Raw genomic sequence first — 16,259 nt, 5'->3', positions numbered from 1 at the left:
ATGAACGTCCAATGCTTTTATTCAAGGGCAGCCTTGCGTTACCAACAAGGCAAATCGCCCGGATGTGCAAGAATCCGTCACTGGCGTGAAACATTCTTGCGTATTCCGCCGCTTTATATAGAAGCTCCCCGCGGAGAATTAAAGAAAGGCAATGATGTGGGTCGCGCCGAACTCGACGTCATCGACATAAAGATCCTCCGGGAGTTGCAGGCCGACGGCCGCATGACCAATGTGGAGCTTGCCGATCGCGTCGGCATCTCGGCACCGCCATGCCTGCGCCGGGTGCGCAAGCTCGAGGAAGCGGGCATCATCGAGGGTTACCACGCGATGCTGAACAGCCCGCGGCTCGGCTTCGACCTCGTCGCTTTTTGCATGGTTGGGCTCAAGCACCAGTCGGAAGGCAATCTCAAGGCCTTCGCCGCCGCCACCACCGAATGGCCGCTGGTACGCCAGGCCTGGATGGTCTCGGGCGACAGCGATTTCCTGCTGCATTGCGTGGCCGAGAACCTCACGCGCTTCCAGGATTTCGTCATCGAGGTGCTGACGGCGAACGAACATGTCGATACGGTGCGCACCATGCTGACGATCCGGCAGGTGAAGAAGCTGGGATTGGTCGAAGTCTAAAGCCTCTTATTTGCGCGCGGAATAGCCGCCGCGGTTGATGCCGTGGCGCTGGAGCTTGTCGTAAAACGTCTTTCTCGGAATGCCGAGTGCCTGGATGGTGCTGCGCACGTCACCGTCATTGGCCGTGAGCGCGTCGCGGATTATTTCCGCCTCGTAGCGTTCCAGCCGTTCGGGCAGCGTGCCGCCAGTCGGCTGGGCAGGGACCAGTGCAGCTCCGCCGCCTTCGACGCCCAGCACGACACGTTCGGCATAATGCGAGAGTTCGCGGACATTGCCCGGCCATGCATGCGCGGCAAGATGGCGCCGCACTGTCTCTGAAAGCGGCGGGACATCGCGGCGAAAGCGTTCCGCGGCACGGGCGGCGAAGTGGGAAAACAGCAACGGAATGTCGTCGCGACGTTCTCGCAGCGGCGGAATAGAGATCGTCACGACATTCAGCCGGTAATAGAGATCCTCGCGAAAATCCCCTCGCACATCGGGATCCCCGAGGTCGATCTTGGCAGCCGCGACGACGCGCAGATCGACCGGGCGCACCTCGTTGGTGCCAAGCGGCGTGATCTCGCGCATTTCCAGCACCCTTAGCATCTTGACCTGCGTGGCAACAGGCATGCTCTCGATCTCGTCGAGGAAAAGCGTGCCGCCGCCTGCATGTTCGATGCGGCCGGTGCGGCGCTTTTGGGCGCCGGTAAAGGCGCCGGCCTCGTGGCCGAACAACTCGCTTTCGATGACGGTTTCGGGCAGGGCGCCGCAGTTCAGCGCCACGAAATTGCCCTTCCGGCGGTGGCTCCACTGATGCAGGATCTGGGCGACTACTTCCTTGCCGCTACCGGTTTCGCCGGCAACGAGCACGTCGACATCGGTATCGGCGATATGGCGAAGGATCTTCCGCAGATTTTCCATGACCGGCGTCTGGCCGATCAGCGGCGAATTCTCCTGCGCGTCTTCGGCCGCTTTGCGCAGCATGCGGTTTTCCAGGATAAGCCGCCGCTTCTCGCTGGCGCGACGCACGCTTTGGACGAGCCGATCGGCTGCGAAGGGCTTGGCGATGAAGTCATAGGCACCGTCCTGGATTGCCTGAACCGCCATCGGAATATCGCCGTGCCCGGTCATCAGGATCACCGGCAGGTCGACATCCATAGTCTGCAGCGTGGCGAAGAGTTGCAGCCCGTCGATCTCCGGCATGCGGATATCGGTGACGATGGGGCCGGCAAAGTCGGCTGAAAGGTCGGCAAGCGCGGCCTTCGCTCCCTCATAGGAGAAAACCGAGAATCCGGCGAGTTCGAGCGTCTGGGCGGTGGCGCGGCGCAGATCCTTGTCGTCGTCGATCAGAGCAACGGGCATCAGTGTGGCCATGAGCTCAAGCCTTCTTCAGATGAACGATGAACCGGGTTCCACTGCTGTCGCTGACGACCTCCATCCGGCCGCCGTAATCGCCGACAATATCCTTGGAGATGACCAGCCCCAGGCCGAGACCGCTTTCCTTCGAGGTGTTGAACGGCGTGAACAGGCCCTTGCGGATATCGGGCGGAATACCGGGGCCGTTATCGGCGACCGTCAGCATCACCATGTCCCCTTCGCTTGACGTCCTGACCTCCACGCGCGCCGCGTCGGCCTTCGGCGCCACTGCTTCCAGCGCGTTCTGAAGCAGATTGATCAGCACCTGTTCGAGGCGGATCCTATTGCCCATGACCCGCAGTTCGGCCGGCGGCAGGTCGATATCGAGCGTATCCATGCGGCCGGCAAACCGGCTGCGCAACAGCATCACCGCGCCCTCGATCACATCCTTCAATCCTGTGGGCTCGGCGCTGCCGCGACCCTTGCGGGCAAAACTCTTCAGCTCCTCGGTGATCGAGCCGATACGCTCCGTCAGTGCCGCGATGCTTTCGAGATTTTCGCCGGCCGGCGCCGTCTGGCCGCGGTCGAGAAAGGTGCGGGCATTATCGGCATAGGCACGGATGGTCGCGACCGGCTGGTTGATCTCATGGGCGACGCCGGCGGCCACCTGACCGAGGATCGCCAGCCGGTTGGCCTGCACCAGATCCTGCTGCACCGCTTGCAGCTTCTGCTCGGTGCTCTTGTGGCCGATGATTTCAGCCTGCAGCCGATCGCGCGCCTGGCTGAGATCCAGGGTCCGCTCGGCGACGCGCCGTTCCAACTCCTCTCGCGCCTGCTGTTCGCTCAAGATCCTGAGGGTGACCGTCTGACGGCGGCGCAGCAGGAAGGCACCGCCTGCCAGCAGCGGCAAGAGTATCAGCAAGGCCAGCATGCGGGCTTCTCGAATGCCCGCATCGATGGATGGCCCTAGCGCCACGAGATGCTGCAACTGCCAGCCGGTTGCCGGAACCGGCATCCCGACATCGAGAAACCTGGTTTTTCCGGCATCGCCGGGCATGACGATCTCAACGACATCAAGGCCGTCGCCGAGGTTGCGGACGAAATCCAGCGGCAGGGGCTGAAGCGGTGCAGCGCCGAATTGAAGGCTTTCGCGGATCGCGGTCAACCGGTCTTCGGCGATCCGGCCGATCGTCATGAACCGCCATGATGGAATACTGGTGATCAGAACAATGCCGCGTTCGTCAACGACGTAGGACGGGGTGTTCGAGGCATTCCAATCCGCCTCGACGTCGTCGAATTCGACCTTGACCACAACGACACCCAGCAGGCCATTGCTGCTCGAAATCCGCTGGGAGATATAGAGACCCGGTTTCTTGCTGACGGTGCCGAGCGCGAAGTGCTCGGCCTGTCCTCTTTCTGCCGCGCCTCGAAAATACTCCCGGAAGCGGTAATCATTGCCGACGAAGCTCGTCGGTTCGCGCCAGTTGCTGGCCGCAACCGCAATGCCGTCCTTGTCGATGACATAGATGACCGCAGCCTTCGTACCCGCCGCCAGCGTCTCCAGCTTCTGGCTGAGCCGCTCGAAGGTGCCGGCATCGTTTCCCGCAAGGGCTGCGGCGAGTGCCGTATCCTGCGACAGCACGAAGGGTAGCGCCCGGTATTTTTCAAGAACGGTGCGCAGCAAAGCCGCATTCAGCCTCGCATCCATGCGGGCCTGTTCTTCGAGGGCAGCCTCGGCATGGTGTCGGCCGATCTCGCCGCTTGCCCATAGGCCGAGGGCGGCGGCGACAAGCGCAATCACCGTATAGGCCCACCACATCCGACGGATACGGTGCTGAAGGGACAGGGCAGGCCACAGCCTTTGCGAGACGGACAAGGACATGGCGGATTTGTGCATCTTTCTGCACTAGATGCAAATGGATTTGTGCGGATTTCCGCATTCATCCATGAGCGCGCCGAGGCCCCCGAAATTTTTATATTATAAAATCAGAAGCTTAGTTCATATGCCCAAAACTGGCACGGTGATTGCGAAGGAGATGGCAACAACGGCTGAGCTGTTGGATTGAAGCGAAGGCTCGGGAGGCCGGAGTTCGTTCCGGACGAGCCATAGGAGGATATCATGATCGCAGCACCATTCGATGCAGTCGCAGACAGCAGGGGCAAAAAGCCCTTTTATTCCCATCTCTACGTTCAGGTTCTCGCTGCTATCGCCGCGGGTATCCTTCTCGGCCATTTCTATCCCGAACTCGGCGCGCAGCTGAAGCCGCTCGGCGATGCCTTCATCAAGCTCGTCAAGATGATCATCGCCCCGGTCATCTTCCTGACGGTGGCGACCGGCATTGCCGGCATGAGCGACCTGAAGAAGGTCGGCCGCGTCGCCGGCAAGGCGATGCTGTACTTCCTGACCTTCTCGACCTTGGCGCTCGTTATCGGCATGATCGTCGCCAACGTCGTCCAGCCCGGCGCCGGCATGAATATCGATCCGGCGTCGCTGGATCCCACCGCCGTCGCCACCTACGCTTCGAAGGCGCATGAGCAGAGCATCGTCGGCTTCCTGACCAATATCATTCCGACGACGATCGTCGGCGCCTTTGCCGATGGCGACATTCTGCAGGTGCTGTTCTTCTCGGTGCTCTTCGGCATCGCGCTGGCTATGGTCGGCGAAAAGGGCGAGCAGGTCGTCAATTTCCTCAACGCCCTGACGGCGCCGGTCTTCAAGCTCGTCGCCATCCTGATGAAGGCTGCCCCGATCGGTGCTTTCGGCGCCATGGCCTTCACCATCGGCAAATACGGCATCGGATCGATCGCCAATCTCGCCATGCTGATCGGCACTTTCTACCTCACCTCGCTGCTCTTCGTTCTCGTCGTTCTCGGCGCCGTCGCTCGCTATAACGGCTTCTCGATCCTGGCGCTGCTGCGCTACATCAAGGAAGAGCTGCTGCTGGTTCTCGGCACCTCGTCTTCGGAGGCCGCACTTCCGGGGCTGATGAACAAGATGGAAAAGGCCGGCTGCAAGCGCTCGGTCGTCGGTCTCGTCATCCCCACAGGCTATTCCTTCAATCTCGATGGCACCAACATCTATATGACGCTGGCGGCCCTGTTCATTGCTCAGGCAACCGGCATCAATCTCTCCTGGGGTGACCAGATCCTGCTGCTGCTGGTCGCGATGCTGAGCTCGAAGGGTGCGGCTGGTATCACCGGCGCCGGCTTCATCACGCTTGCCGCCACGCTTTCCGTCGTGCCCTCCGTGCCGGTCGCCGGCATGGCGCTCATCCTCGGCATCGACCGCTTCATGTCGGAATGCCGGGCGCTGACCAACCTCGTCGGCAATGCCGTGGCGACGATCGTCGTGGCGCGTTGGGAAAACGAGCTGGATACCGCACAGCTTGCCAGAGCCTTGGGCGGTCAGACCGAAGAGGCGACTTCGGTTGCCGGGCTTCAGCCGGCGGAATAACAGGCCGGCCTGTTCGTCATTCTTGGATATGTGCAACGGCCCGTCATCCGACGGGCCGTTTGCTTGTTGGTTGATCTCGTTCTCTACTCGTTCGGCGTCATCCTCGGCCTTGTGCCGAGGATCTGCTGCCCTATCGAACGGAGGCAGATGCTCGGGACAAGCCCGAGCATGACGAAGAGGGGTTGGCGGCCAGTTACCCAGCGAGCCATTTCGCTTTACTCTTCAGCGATTGTCGCCGAGAAGGCTGGTGTAAACAGCGCCGATCGCGTTTGCTTCCTTCTCCAGCGCAAAATTCGCTCTGACATGGCGCAGTGCATTCTCGCCATGCGCGATTGCCAGACTGGGATCGGCGATATAGGGGGCGATCGCCCGCGTCAGTGCTTCACTGTTGCCGGCAGCCACCACCGAGCCGGTCTCACCTTCGGCGATGAGTTCGGCATAGGCGCCGGCGTCCGATGCCACCACGGCCGTGCGCGAGGCCATGGCTTCGAGCGGCGTCAGGCCGAAGCCCTCGTTGCGGGAAGGGGCAACGTACAGCGTCAGGCGGCGATACCAGACCTTGATATCGGGCACTTCGCCGAGGAAGAGGATGCGGTCGCTGAGGCCGGCGGCGGCGACATCCGCCTTGAGCTTGTCTGCGAAGGCGGTGTGCTCGGCCGTCACCCGGCCGGAGACGACAGCCGTCCATTCCGGGTGTTGCGGCAGGAGTTCGATCATTGCCCGGACGAAAAGATCGGTGCCCTTCTGATGGCGAACGCGGCCGAAACAGCCGACCAGATGGCGGCCGGGCAGGCGGGTGGCGGCGATGCCATCGTCTGCCGTTTCCGGCGGATGGAACAGGGCAAGGTCGACGCCGTGCTGGATGACCGTGTGCGGCACCTCAAGGAACGAGCCGGAACGGTCGCTGGTCGCGATAACAGCGTCCATGCGGCGGATCAGCCATTTCGTATAGGCGGTGTGGCGGCGTTGGGCGGCCGAGGTGAAGAGCAGCTTCAGCGGCATGCGCAGGAGATAGCGAAGCAGGATGCCGACGGCCATCTCATTGTTGCGGCGGGCGTGCCAGACGCGCTGGCGCCGGCGCGCCGGCTGGCCCCAGAGGCCGAGGAGCTGCCGCCACTTCAGTTTCGGCAGGCCCTCCGGCAGGCCGGGACCGAGAGTTGCGATCTTGATACCGAGCCGGATCTGGCAGGGGATGAGCTGGACGATGGTCGAGGTGACGCCGGAGAGCCGGCGCTTGAAATTGGGCGCGATGATCTCGACGTCACGAATGTCCGGCACGGGAGGGGTCTCGTATCTGGCGGGCAATCAGCCCCAGGAAACCTGGAGGATTTCGTAAGCCTTGGCGCCGCCCGGCGCATTGACCTCGATGGAATCGCCGACTTCCTTGCCGATCAGCGCACGGGCGATCGGCGAGGAGATTGAGATGCGGCCGGCCTTGACGTCGGCTTCCTGGTCGCCAACGATCTGGTAGGTCTTTTCTTCTTCGGTGTCTTCGTCGACGAGTTTCACCTTGGCGCCGAACTTGATCTTGTCGCCCGACATCTTCGTCAGGTCGATGACCTCGGCGCGCGCCGTCAAGTCTTCCAGCTCGCTGATGCGGCCTTCATTGTGGCTCTGGGCTTCCTTGGCGGCGTGATATTCGGCGTTTTCGGAAAGGTCGCCATGGGCACGGGCTTCGGCGATCGCCTCGATGATTCGAGGACGCTCCTCCTGCTGACGCCAGCGCAGTTCTTCCTGCAGCTTGACGAAACCACCCGGTGTCATTGGTACCTTTTCAACCATTTTTCTGTCCTTCACTCCTTGTATCCACGCAGTTAGGCGCGACACAAAAGAAAACAGGTCCCGAAGGGGAGCTTCGGAACCGTGCCACAATCCTAGTTAAGTGCTTATAGCAGATCGCCAAGGCCGATTTCCAGAAAATTCGGATAAACGAAATGCGAGCCGCCGCGACGGCGGGTCGCCCGCCGCAAAAACCGGCAAAAGATCGGACCACCGCGATTGACTTCAGTCTTTAGAACATATAGTGAACATACTAATGAAGAAGTCGCTAACAGAACGCTTGGCCATCCTTTCCGACGCCGCGAAATATGATGCTTCCTGCGCCTCCAGCGGCACGGTGAAACGCGATTCGGCGGCGAGCGGCGGGCTTGGCTCGACCGAGGGTGCCGGAATCTGTCATGCCTATGCCCCGGATGGGCGATGCATTTCGCTTCTCAAAATATTGCTCACCAACTTCTGCGTCTACGACTGCGCCTATTGCCTAAATCGCTCGTCGAGCAACGTCGAACGGGCGCGCTTCACGCCCGAGGAGGTCATCTGGCTGACGCTGGAATTCTACCGCCGCAACTATATCGAAGGCCTGTTTCTTTCCTCGGGCATTATTCGTTCGTCCGACTATACGATGGAAGAGATGGTCCGCATCGTCCGCGAACTGCGTGTGACGCATAATTTTCGCGGCTATATCCATTTGAAATCAATCCCCGAAGCATCGCCGCGTCTGATCGAGGAGGCGGGGCTTTTTGCCGACCGGCTGTCGCTCAATATCGAGTTGCCGACGGATAATGGCATCAGCCGCTTTGCGCCGGAAAAGAAACCCGCCAATATCCGCCGATCGATGGGCGATCTCAGGCTGAAAATCGAAGCCGCCGGCGAACCGACGCTGCAGACAAAGAAGCGTCAGCGCTTTGTGCCGGCCGGCCAGAGCACGCAGATGATCGTTGGCGCCGATGGAGCGAATGATGCGACGATCCTGGCGACCAGCGGCCGGCTTTACAGCAGCTACGGCCTGAAGCGTGTCTATTACTCCGCCTTCAGCCCGATCCCGGATTCGTCGAAAAACCTGCCGCTGATCAAACCGCCGCTGATGCGCGAACACCGGCTCTATCAGGCCGACTGGCTCTATCGATTCTATGGTTTCGGCATCGATGAGATCACCGCCAACCAGGCGGGCGGCATGCTCGATCTGAACCTCGACCCCAAACTTGCCTGGGCGCTCGCCAACCGCGCCGATTTTCCCGTCGATATCAACCGGGCCGAGCGCGAGCGGTTGCTGCGTGTGCCGGGTCTCGGGACCAAGACCGTCAAAGCGATCGTTTCGGCACGCCGCTTTCGCCGGCTGCGGCTCGACGATCTGTCGCGGCTCGGCGTTTCGATCAAGAAGGTCCAATCCTTCATCTCGGCGGAAGGCTGGTCGCCGCGCCGGCTGATCGACCGGCCGGACCTTCGCGCCATGTTCGAGCCGAAACCCGAACAATTGTCGTTGCTGTGATGCGCCGGGTCGTGCTTGCAGGACGGGGCGAGCTTGCCGAATGGCGCGATGCCGCGCGTGCCTTCGCGGCTGCCGGCATATTGCCTGAGGAGATCGACTGGCGGGAAAAAACCGCAGAGCCGGATCTCGCATTTCAACGCGACGCCATGCCGCCGACACCGGCGATAACACGCAAACCGATGACGGTACCGCCGGCCTTTATCGAGCTGGCGGAAACGGTTCTCTGCCATTCCGATCCGGCACGGTTCTCGCTGCTCTACCGGCTGCTCTGGCGACTGCAACTGGACCGGCAATTGCTGGAAGTCGCTTCCGACGAGGACGTTGTGCAAGCCCAACTGATGGCGAAAAACGTTCGGCGCGACGCGCATAAGATGACCGCTTTCGTTCGCTTCAAGGAGGTTGGTGCCGCAACGGCAGACCGTCGAAAATTCCTCGCCTGGTTTGAGCCCGACCACCATATCGTCAGGCGCACGGCGCCCTTCTTCCAGCGCCGTTTCACCGACATGGATTGGCTGATCGCCACGCCCAAGGGGTCGGCCGGCTGGGACGGCGAGCGGCTGACGATGAGCGATGCGCCCTGCGAGAAGCCCAATCTCACCGATGCCACCGACGAACTCTGGCGCACCTACTATGCCAGCATCTTCAATCCGGCGCGGTTGAAGCTGAAGGCGATGCAGGCGGAGATGCCGAAGAAATATTGGAAGAACCTGCCGGAGGCGGACCTCATCCCCGGGCTGATCGCCTCGGCAGAGAGCAAGGTGCGCGCCATGGCCGCGCGCGAGGCGACGCAATCGTTGCCCTTTCACGACCGCCTGCAGGACGCGGCGCGCAATATCCCCGCCGAACCCGAGGCGCCGGCCGGCACGCTGGAAGCGTTGCGCGCCGAAGCTGCCGTCTGCACCCGCTGCCCACTTCATGCCAAGGCGACGCAGACCGTCTTCGGGGAGGGGCCGCGCGACGCAGAGGTGATGTTCGTCGGCGAGCAGCCTGGAGACCAGGAGGATATAGCGGGACGTCCCTTCGTCGGTCCGGCCGGCCGGCTCCTCGACCAGGTGATCGCGGAAGTCGGCATCGACCGCTCGACGCTCTACGTCACCAATGCCGTCAAGCATTTCAAATATGAGCCGCGCGGCAAGCGCCGTATCCACCAGAAGCCGAATATGGGCGAGGTAAAGCACTGCCGCTGGTGGCTGGATCTGGAACTAGCGCTCGTCAAGCCGAAGCTGATCGTTGCCATGGGGGCGACCGCGCTTGCGGCGCTGACGGATGTGAAAGAGCGCCTGCAGGACGTCAGGGGACAGGCGATGGCAATCGAAGGAGGACGCACGCTCTTCGTGACGGTGCACCCCTCCTATCTGCTGCGCATCCCCGACGAGCGATTGAAAGCGGAGGAGATGGTGCGCTTTCACAACGATATGCTGCAGATTCAGCGGCTTATGGCGTCCGCCGGATAAATTGATTCCGCTTGAGATGGCGCCACCGCTCATCGAGCGACGGCGCTGTCTCTTTGTTTTTACGCAATTCCGGACGCAAAACCTGGAATTGCTCTATCTCAGCCGAAGTAGCTCTGCAGCGGCCGCACTTCGAGATTGCCGGCCTTCAGTGCCTTGATCGCCTGGGCGGCGGCTTCGGCGCCTGCCATGGTGGTGTAATAGGGCACCTTCTGCATCAGCGTCGCGCGGCGCAGCGACTTCGAGTCCGAGATCGCCTTGTTGCCGTCGGTGGTGTTGATGACGAGCTGGACCTGACGGTTGCGGATCGCGTCCTCGATATGCGGGCGGCCTTCCAGCACCTTGTTGATCTTGGTGGCGGTGATGCCGTTTTCGCCGAGGAAGCGGGCGGTGCCGCCGGTTGCCAGCACCTTGAAGCCCTGTTCGACGAGAATGCGGATCGCCGGCAGCACGCGCGGCTTGTCCTCGTCGCGCACGGAGACGAAAACCGTGCCGTCACGCGGCAGCTCGACGCTGGCGCCGAGCTGCGATTTGGCGAAGGCCAGCGCAAAATCGGTGTCGAGGCCGATGACTTCGCCGGTCGAGCGCATTTCCGGGCCGAGCAGCGTGTCGACGCCAGGGAAACGGGCGAAGGGGAAGACGGCTTCCTTGACGGCGATGTGGGTGAGCTTGCGCGGATCGGGCTTTTCGCCGTAGGCGGCAAAGGTTGCATCGAGTTTTTCGCCGGCCATGACGCGGGCGGCGATCTTGGCGATCGGCGCGCCGATGGTCTTGGCGACGAAGGGCACGGTGCGCGAGGCGCGCGGATTGACTTCGAGAACGTAGACGATGCCGTCCTTGATAGCGAATTGGACGTTCATCAGGCCGACGACATTGAGCGCCTTGGCCATCGCCTTCGCCTGGCGTTCCAACTCATCAAGCATTTCGGGGGAGAGCGTGCGCGGTGGCAGCGAGCAGGCGCTGTCGCCGGAATGGATGCCGGCTTCCTCGATATGCTCCATGATGCCGGCGACATAGACGTCGGTGCCGTCGGAGAGGCAGTCGACGTCGACTTCGATGGCATGAGAGAGATAGCTGTCGAAGAGCAGCGGGTTCTTGCCGAGAAGGGTGTTGATCTGGCCGGTCTTGTCGTTGGGATAACGCTGCTTGATATCCTCGGGCACCAGTTCCGGAACCGTGTCGAGCAGGTAGGTCTGCAGCTGACTTTCCGAATGCAGGATCTGCATGGCGCGGCCACCGAGCACGTAGGAAGGGCGCACGACCAGCGGGAAGCCGATTTCGGCGGCGACCAGGCGGGCCTGCTCGACCGAATAAGCGATGCCGTTGTTCGGCTGGTTGAGGTCGAGCTTCATCAAAAGCTTCTGGAAGCGGTCGCGGTCCTCGGCAAGGTCGATCATGTCGGGCGCGGTGCCGAGGATCGGGATGCCGTTCTTCTCAAGCGCCTCGGCCAGCTTCAGCGGCGTCTGGCCGCCGAACTGGACGATGACACCAACAACTTCGCCCTTTTCCTGCTCGGCCCGCAGGATCTCGATCACGTCCTCGGCCGTCAGCGGTTCGAAATAGAGGCGGTCGGAGGTGTCGTAGTCGGTCGAGACGGTTTCCGGGTTGCAGTTGATCATGATCGCTTCATAACCCGCATCCTTCAGCGCGAAGGCGGCATGGCAGCAGCAATAGTCGAACTCGATGCCCTGGCCGATGCGGTTCGGGCCGCCGCCGAGGATGACGACCTTCTTGCCGTCGGACACGTCAGCCTCGGAGCGGGCGGCGCCGACGAAGGGCGTCTCATAGGTCGAATACATGTAGGCGGTCGGCGAGGCAAATTCGGCGGCACAGGTGTCGATGCGCTTGAAGACCGGGCGGACGTTCAAGCTGTTGCGGAATTCGGCGACCTGCTTGGGGCGCTTGCCGGACAGCGTCGCCAGACGCGCGTCGGAAAAGCCCATCGCCTTCAGCATGCGCAGGTTGGCGGCATCTTCCGGCAAGCCGTGCTCGCGAATGCGGGCTTCCATGTCGACGATGTTCTTGAGTTCAGCGATGAACCACGGATCGATCTTGCAGCCCTCATGCACCTCCTCGATGCTGAGCCCCATGCGCAGCGCCTGGGCGACCATGCGCAGTCGATCCGGGGTCGGCGTGCCGATGGCCGCGCGGATGGCGTTGTGGCTGGATTCGCCTTCCTCGGAGTCGGGGATTTCGATCTCGTCGAGGCCGGTCAGGCCGGTTTCGAGGCCGCGCAGCGCCTTCTGCAGCGATTCGGCGAAGGTGCGGCCGATCGCCATGACTTCGCCGACCGACTTCATCGCGGTCGTCAGCACCGGCGAGGCACCGGGGAATTTCTCGAAGGCGAAACGCGGGATCTTGGTGACGACGTAGTCGATCGACGGTTCGAAGGAGGCGGGCGTTGCGCCGCCGGTGATGTCGTTGTCCAACTCGTCGAGCGTATAACCGATGGCGAGCTTGGCGGCGACCTTGGCGATCGGGAAGCCCGTGGCCTTGGAGGCCAGCGCCGACGAACGCGAGACGCGCGGGTTCATCTCGATGACGACGAGGCGGCCGTCTTTCGGATTGACGGCGAACTGGACGTTCGAGCCGCCGGTCTCGACGCCGATCTCGCGTAGCACCGCGATCGAGGCGTTGCGCATGATCTGGAATTCTTTGTCGGTCAGCGTCAGCGCCGGCGCGACGGTGATCGAATCGCCGGTGTGGACGCCCATCGGGTCGATGTTTTCGATGGAGCAGATGATGATGCAATTGTCCGCCTTGTCGCGGACGACTTCCATTTCATACTCCTTCCAGCCGAGCACCGATTCCTCGACCAGCACTTCGGTGGTCGGCGAGGCGTCGAGGCCACCGCCGACGATCTCGAAGAATTCCGAGCGGTTGTAGGCGATGCCGCCGCCGGTGCCGCCCATGGTGAAGGAGGGGCGGATGATGGCGGGCAGGCCGACATGGTCGATCGCCTGGGCGGCGATCGCCATGGCGTGGCTGATGTAACGCTGCTTGCGATCGCTCTCGCCGAGATTCCACTGGTTCTCCAGTTCGTCCAGTGCCTTGTCGAGATCGGATCCGGAGAGACTGTCGCGCAGCTTGTTGCGCTCGGCCTCGTGCGTCTTGCGGTCGAGGTCCTTGATGTCGGTGGCGTTCGCCAGCATCGAGCGCGGCGTTTCAAGCCCGATACGGGCCATCGCCTCGCGAAACAGCGCGCGGTCCTCGGCCATGTCGATGGCGGCGGGCTTGGCGCCGATCATCTCGACATTGTAGCGGTCGAGCACGCCCATGCGCTTTAGCGAAAGCGCGGTATTCAGCGCCGTCTGGCCGCCCATGGTCGGCAGCAGTGCATCGGGGCGCTCCTTGGCAATGATCTTGGCGACCACCTCTGGGGTGATCGGCTCGACATAGGTGGCGTCGGCAAGGCCCGGATCGGTCATGATCGTCGCCGGGTTGGAGTTGACGAGGATGACGCGGTAGCCTTCCTCCTTCAGCGCTTTGCAGGCCTGGGTGCCGGAATAGTCGAATTCGCAAGCCTGGCCAATGACGATCGGTCCCGCGCCGATGATGAGGATCGATTTGATGTCTTGGCGCTTCGGCATGGGCGATATCCATTGTCTGGCTGCGCAAAAAGCCGGCCAGGGTGGGAGATCACCGGGTCGGGTCGCGCATTGATGGTCTTTTCAGGCTAGAAGCGGCTTATAGGCAAATGTATTTGCAAACGGAACCCCATAAATCGCGGAATCGACAGGAATCCAACGCCGCGCGGAAGACTATTTTCGTCAGGCACGACCACCAGCCCCTGATGAACTTGCTGGAATTCCAGCCGTCGACGGATATATAGATTCCTTAGGTGCAATCACGGGCATTGCCGGGGAGAACGAAGATGGAATGGAGAGGCCGGCGTCAGTCCGACAATATCGAAGATCGCCGCGGCGACCCGAGCAGCGGCGGTTTCGGCCGCGGCGGTGGCTTCAACTTTCCCTCTGGCGGCGGCGTTCGCCGCGCCGGCGGCGGCTTGAGCATCGGCACGATCATCTTCCTCGTCGTCATCTATTTTATCTTCAAGGCAATGGGCATCGATCTGATGCAGGTGCTCGATAACGGCGGCACAACGAGCGGTCCCGGCTACGAGCAGAGCCAGTCCGGAGGAGCACGCACGCCTGCCAACGATGAGATGACCGCCTTCATGCGTACCGTCCTTGCCGAAACCGAGGATACCTGGACGGGCATCTTCCAGGCGCAAGGCCAGACGTACGAGGAGCCGCGCCTCGTGCTGTTTTCCGGCTCGACCGCATCGGCCTGCGGCTCCGCATCGGCGGCAACCGGGCCGTTCTACTGCCCCGGTGACCACAAGCTCTATCTCGACACGGATTTCTTCCAGGAACTCTCCAACCGTTTCGGCGCGTCGGGCGATTTCGCCGAGGCCTATGTCGTCGCCCACGAGGTCGGCCATCACGTGCAGAACCTGCTCGGTATCCTGCCGAAGTTCAACCAGGCCCGCCAGCGCATGAGCGAGGAGGAGGCCAACAAGATGTCAGTGCGCGTCGAGCTGCAGGCCGATTGCTTCGCCGGCATCTGGGGCAAATACACCCAGCAGAAAGGACTGCTGGAGTCAGGCGACCTGGAGGAGGCGCTGAACGCCGCCCAGCAGATCGGCGACGATACCCTGCAGAAACGGTCGCAGGGTTATGTTGTGCCCGAAAGTTTCAACCACGGCACCTCGGCGCAGCGCGTCAGATGGTTCAAGCGCGGCTTCGACAGCGGCCAGCTGTCGGCTTGCGATACGTTCTCGGGGCCAGTTTGAGGGTGAGGGGGCAACAGGGTCGGGCAGTGATCTTAGTCCCGATTCCACCCGCTCACCTCTCACTGTCCATATGCTGCAGCATATGCTCCGGATAACGCCCGCCGGCAGCCGCATCCTTCGGCACGGCCCGTTCGATCGCGGCGAAATCTTCTGCCGATAGGTCGACCGCGCGCGAGCCGAGCGCCTCGGTCAGCCGGTCGCGGCGGCGGGCGCCGATGATCGGGACGATATCCTTGCCTTTGGCGGCGACCCAGGCGATGGCGATTTGGGCGACCGAGACGCTTTTTACCTCTGCAATCTCACGCAGCTTTTCCACCAAAGCGAGGTTTTGCTCAATGTTGCCCTCCTGGAAGCGTGGGCTGTGAGCGCGGAAATCGCCGGCCGTCGCAGCTTGGCCCTTTTGCCAATGGCCGCTGATCAGGCCGCGCGAGAGTACGCCATAGGCGGTGATCGAGATGCCGAGTTCACGTGTCGTCGGCAGGATATTCTCCTCGATGCCACGCGAGATCAATGAATATTCGATCTGCAGGTCGACGATCGGAGCGACGGCAGCGGCGCGGCGGATGGTGTCGGCGCCGACTTCCGACAGGCCGATGTGCCTGACATAACCCGCCTTGACCATATCGGCGATGGCGCCGACCGTGTCCTCGATCGGCACGTTCGGATCGAGCCGGGCCGGGCGGAAGATGTCGATATATCCGACGCCGAGGCGCTGCAGCGTGTAAGCGAGGAAGTTCTTCACCGCGACCGGCCGGGCGTCTACGCCGTTCCAACCGCCTGCGGGATCGCGCAAGGCCCCGAACTTGACACTGATGACGGCATCCTCGCGCCTGCGGCCCTTCAGTGCCTCGCCGATCAGCATCTCGTTATGGCCCATGCCGTAAAAATCGCCGGTGTCCAGCAGGTTGATGCCGGCATCGAGCGCTGCATGGATCGTCGCGATGCTTTCGCCGCGGTCTGAGGGACCGTACATGCCCATGCAGCCGAGGCCGATGGCCGAGACATCGGGTCCAGTCTTTCCCAAACGATAGGTCAGCATTGTCTTCTCCCTAATCCGCGCCCGAGCGGCGCTGCCGGATGCCGTTCTTACAGCCTTCGCCCCAGCGCGATAATCCGGATGGTCTCGAACGGGCCGTGCGGAGGGGCGCACAATGAATGTTCATTCCCCGAATGATCTGGACGTCGTCAATGCGATTGCAAGGGAGCCAATGATCACGTTGCCGCGCCCAACGGTTGAGGCGGTTCACAAATTTCCCGGTCAGAATTATCAAAAACTTTGAAATGTTCACGGATTGTTTCGTTTTCTTTTCTGCGCTATGTCACTTTCTCGGC

The 16,259-nt window shown here is 62.0% G+C and carries 11 protein-coding genes; 5 read left to right on the top strand and 6 right to left on the bottom strand.

Features of this window, described 5'->3' with window-relative positions; translation table 11 throughout:
• Positions 1-156: 156 nt before the first annotated feature.
• Positions 157-624, top strand: a complete 468-nt coding sequence (locus GR197_RS22240; protein WP_164013485.1) for an Lrp/AsnC family transcriptional regulator — start codon at positions 157-159, stop codon at positions 622-624.
• Positions 625-630: 6 nt separating this feature from the next.
• Here GR197_RS22240 and GR197_RS22235 read toward each other — a convergent pair whose 3' ends face one another.
• Positions 631-1,977, bottom strand: a complete 1,347-nt coding sequence (locus tag GR197_RS22235; protein WP_164013483.1) for a sigma-54-dependent transcriptional regulator — start codon at positions 1,975-1,977, stop codon at positions 631-633.
• Positions 1,978-1,981: 4 nt separating this feature from the next.
• Positions 1,982-3,856, bottom strand: coding sequence for an ATP-binding protein (locus tag GR197_RS22230; protein WP_164013481.1), 1,875 nt, complete (start codon positions 3,854-3,856; stop codon positions 1,982-1,984).
• Between the two features lie 222 nt (positions 3,857-4,078).
• Here GR197_RS22230 and GR197_RS22225 point away from each other — a divergent pair, with 222 nt between their 5' ends.
• Entirely contained in the window at positions 4,079-5,413 is a 1,335-nt protein-coding gene (locus GR197_RS22225) for a dicarboxylate/amino acid:cation symporter (protein ID WP_164013479.1), read from the top strand.
• Between the two features lie 222 nt (positions 5,414-5,635).
• Here GR197_RS22225 and GR197_RS22220 read toward each other — a convergent pair whose 3' ends face one another.
• Positions 5,636-6,691 (bottom strand): glycosyltransferase, encoded by a 1,056-nt coding sequence (locus GR197_RS22220; protein WP_164013477.1) that lies wholly within the window; start codon positions 6,689-6,691, stop codon positions 5,636-5,638.
• A 27-nt stretch (positions 6,692-6,718) separates the two neighbouring features.
• Complete coding sequence (gene greA / locus GR197_RS22215) at positions 6,719-7,195, bottom strand: transcription elongation factor GreA (RefSeq protein ID WP_164013475.1); 477 nt, start codon at positions 7,193-7,195, stop codon at positions 6,719-6,721.
• A 253-nt stretch (positions 7,196-7,448) separates the two neighbouring features.
• Here greA and GR197_RS22210 point away from each other — a divergent pair, with 253 nt between their 5' ends.
• Positions 7,449-8,681, top strand: coding sequence for a putative DNA modification/repair radical SAM protein (locus tag GR197_RS22210; protein WP_164013473.1), 1,233 nt, complete (start codon positions 7,449-7,451; stop codon positions 8,679-8,681).
• Positions 8,681-10,135 carry a UdgX family uracil-DNA binding protein gene (locus GR197_RS22205; RefSeq protein WP_164013471.1) on the top strand — a complete coding sequence of 485 codons (1,455 nt, stop codon included), beginning with the start codon at positions 8,681-8,683 and terminating at the stop codon, positions 10,133-10,135. The genes GR197_RS22210 and GR197_RS22205 overlap by 1 nt, the downstream gene beginning before the upstream one ends.
• Positions 10,136-10,233: 98 nt before the next feature.
• Here the strand turns inward: GR197_RS22205 and carB are convergent, their stop codons facing one another.
• Entirely contained in the window at positions 10,234-13,722 is a 3,489-nt protein-coding gene (gene carB, locus GR197_RS22200) for a carbamoyl-phosphate synthase large subunit (RefSeq protein ID WP_164013469.1), read from the bottom strand.
• A 284-nt stretch (positions 13,723-14,006) separates the two neighbouring features.
• On the opposite strand from carB, the gene ypfJ reads away from it, so the two are divergent.
• On the top strand, positions 14,007-14,927 hold the full coding sequence (gene ypfJ / locus GR197_RS22195) for a KPN_02809 family neutral zinc metallopeptidase (RefSeq protein ID WP_164013457.1): 921 nt from the start codon (positions 14,007-14,009) through the stop codon (positions 14,925-14,927).
• Between the two features lie 52 nt (positions 14,928-14,979).
• Here the strand turns inward: ypfJ and GR197_RS22190 are convergent, their stop codons facing one another.
• Positions 14,980-15,966, bottom strand: a complete 987-nt coding sequence (locus GR197_RS22190; RefSeq protein WP_164013455.1) for an aldo/keto reductase — start codon at positions 15,964-15,966, stop codon at positions 14,980-14,982.
• Positions 15,967-16,259: the final 293 nt, after the last annotated feature.

The organism is Rhizobium phaseoli (assembly GCF_010668805.1).
In the GTDB taxonomy this organism is placed as follows: Bacteria; Pseudomonadota; Alphaproteobacteria; order Rhizobiales; family Rhizobiaceae; genus Rhizobium; species Rhizobium phaseoli_A.
Note: the sequence above shows the minus strand (reverse complement) of the source record. Positions and strands in the feature narration are given on the sequence as shown.

Excerpts from the sequence above, each read along its gene's own strand:
- greA (WP_164013475.1), bottom strand. The coding sequence starts at position 7,195 with ATGGTTGAAAAGGTACCAATGACACCGGGTGGTTTCGTCAAGCTGCAG.
- GR197_RS22210 (WP_164013473.1), top strand. The coding sequence starts at position 7,449 with ATGAAGAAGTCGCTAACAGAACGCTTGGCCATCCTTTCCGACGCCGCG.
- GR197_RS22205 (WP_164013471.1), top strand. The coding sequence starts at position 8,681 with ATGCGCCGGGTCGTGCTTGCAGGACGGGGCGAGCTTGCCGAATGGCGC.
- ypfJ (WP_164013457.1), top strand. The coding sequence starts at position 14,007 with ATGGAATGGAGAGGCCGGCGTCAGTCCGACAATATCGAAGATCGCCGC.
- GR197_RS22190 (WP_164013455.1), bottom strand. The coding sequence starts at position 15,966 with ATGCTGACCTATCGTTTGGGAAAGACTGGACCCGATGTCTCGGCCATC.
- carB (WP_164013469.1), bottom strand. The coding sequence starts at position 13,722 with ATGCCGAAGCGCCAAGACATCAAATCGATCCTCATCATCGGCGCGGGA.
- GR197_RS22235 (WP_164013483.1), bottom strand. The coding sequence starts at position 1,977 with ATGGCCACACTGATGCCCGTTGCTCTGATCGACGACGACAAGGATCTG.
- GR197_RS22225 (WP_164013479.1), top strand. The coding sequence starts at position 4,079 with ATGATCGCAGCACCATTCGATGCAGTCGCAGACAGCAGGGGCAAAAAG.
- GR197_RS22230 (WP_164013481.1), bottom strand. The coding sequence starts at position 3,856 with ATGCACAAATCCGCCATGTCCTTGTCCGTCTCGCAAAGGCTGTGGCCT.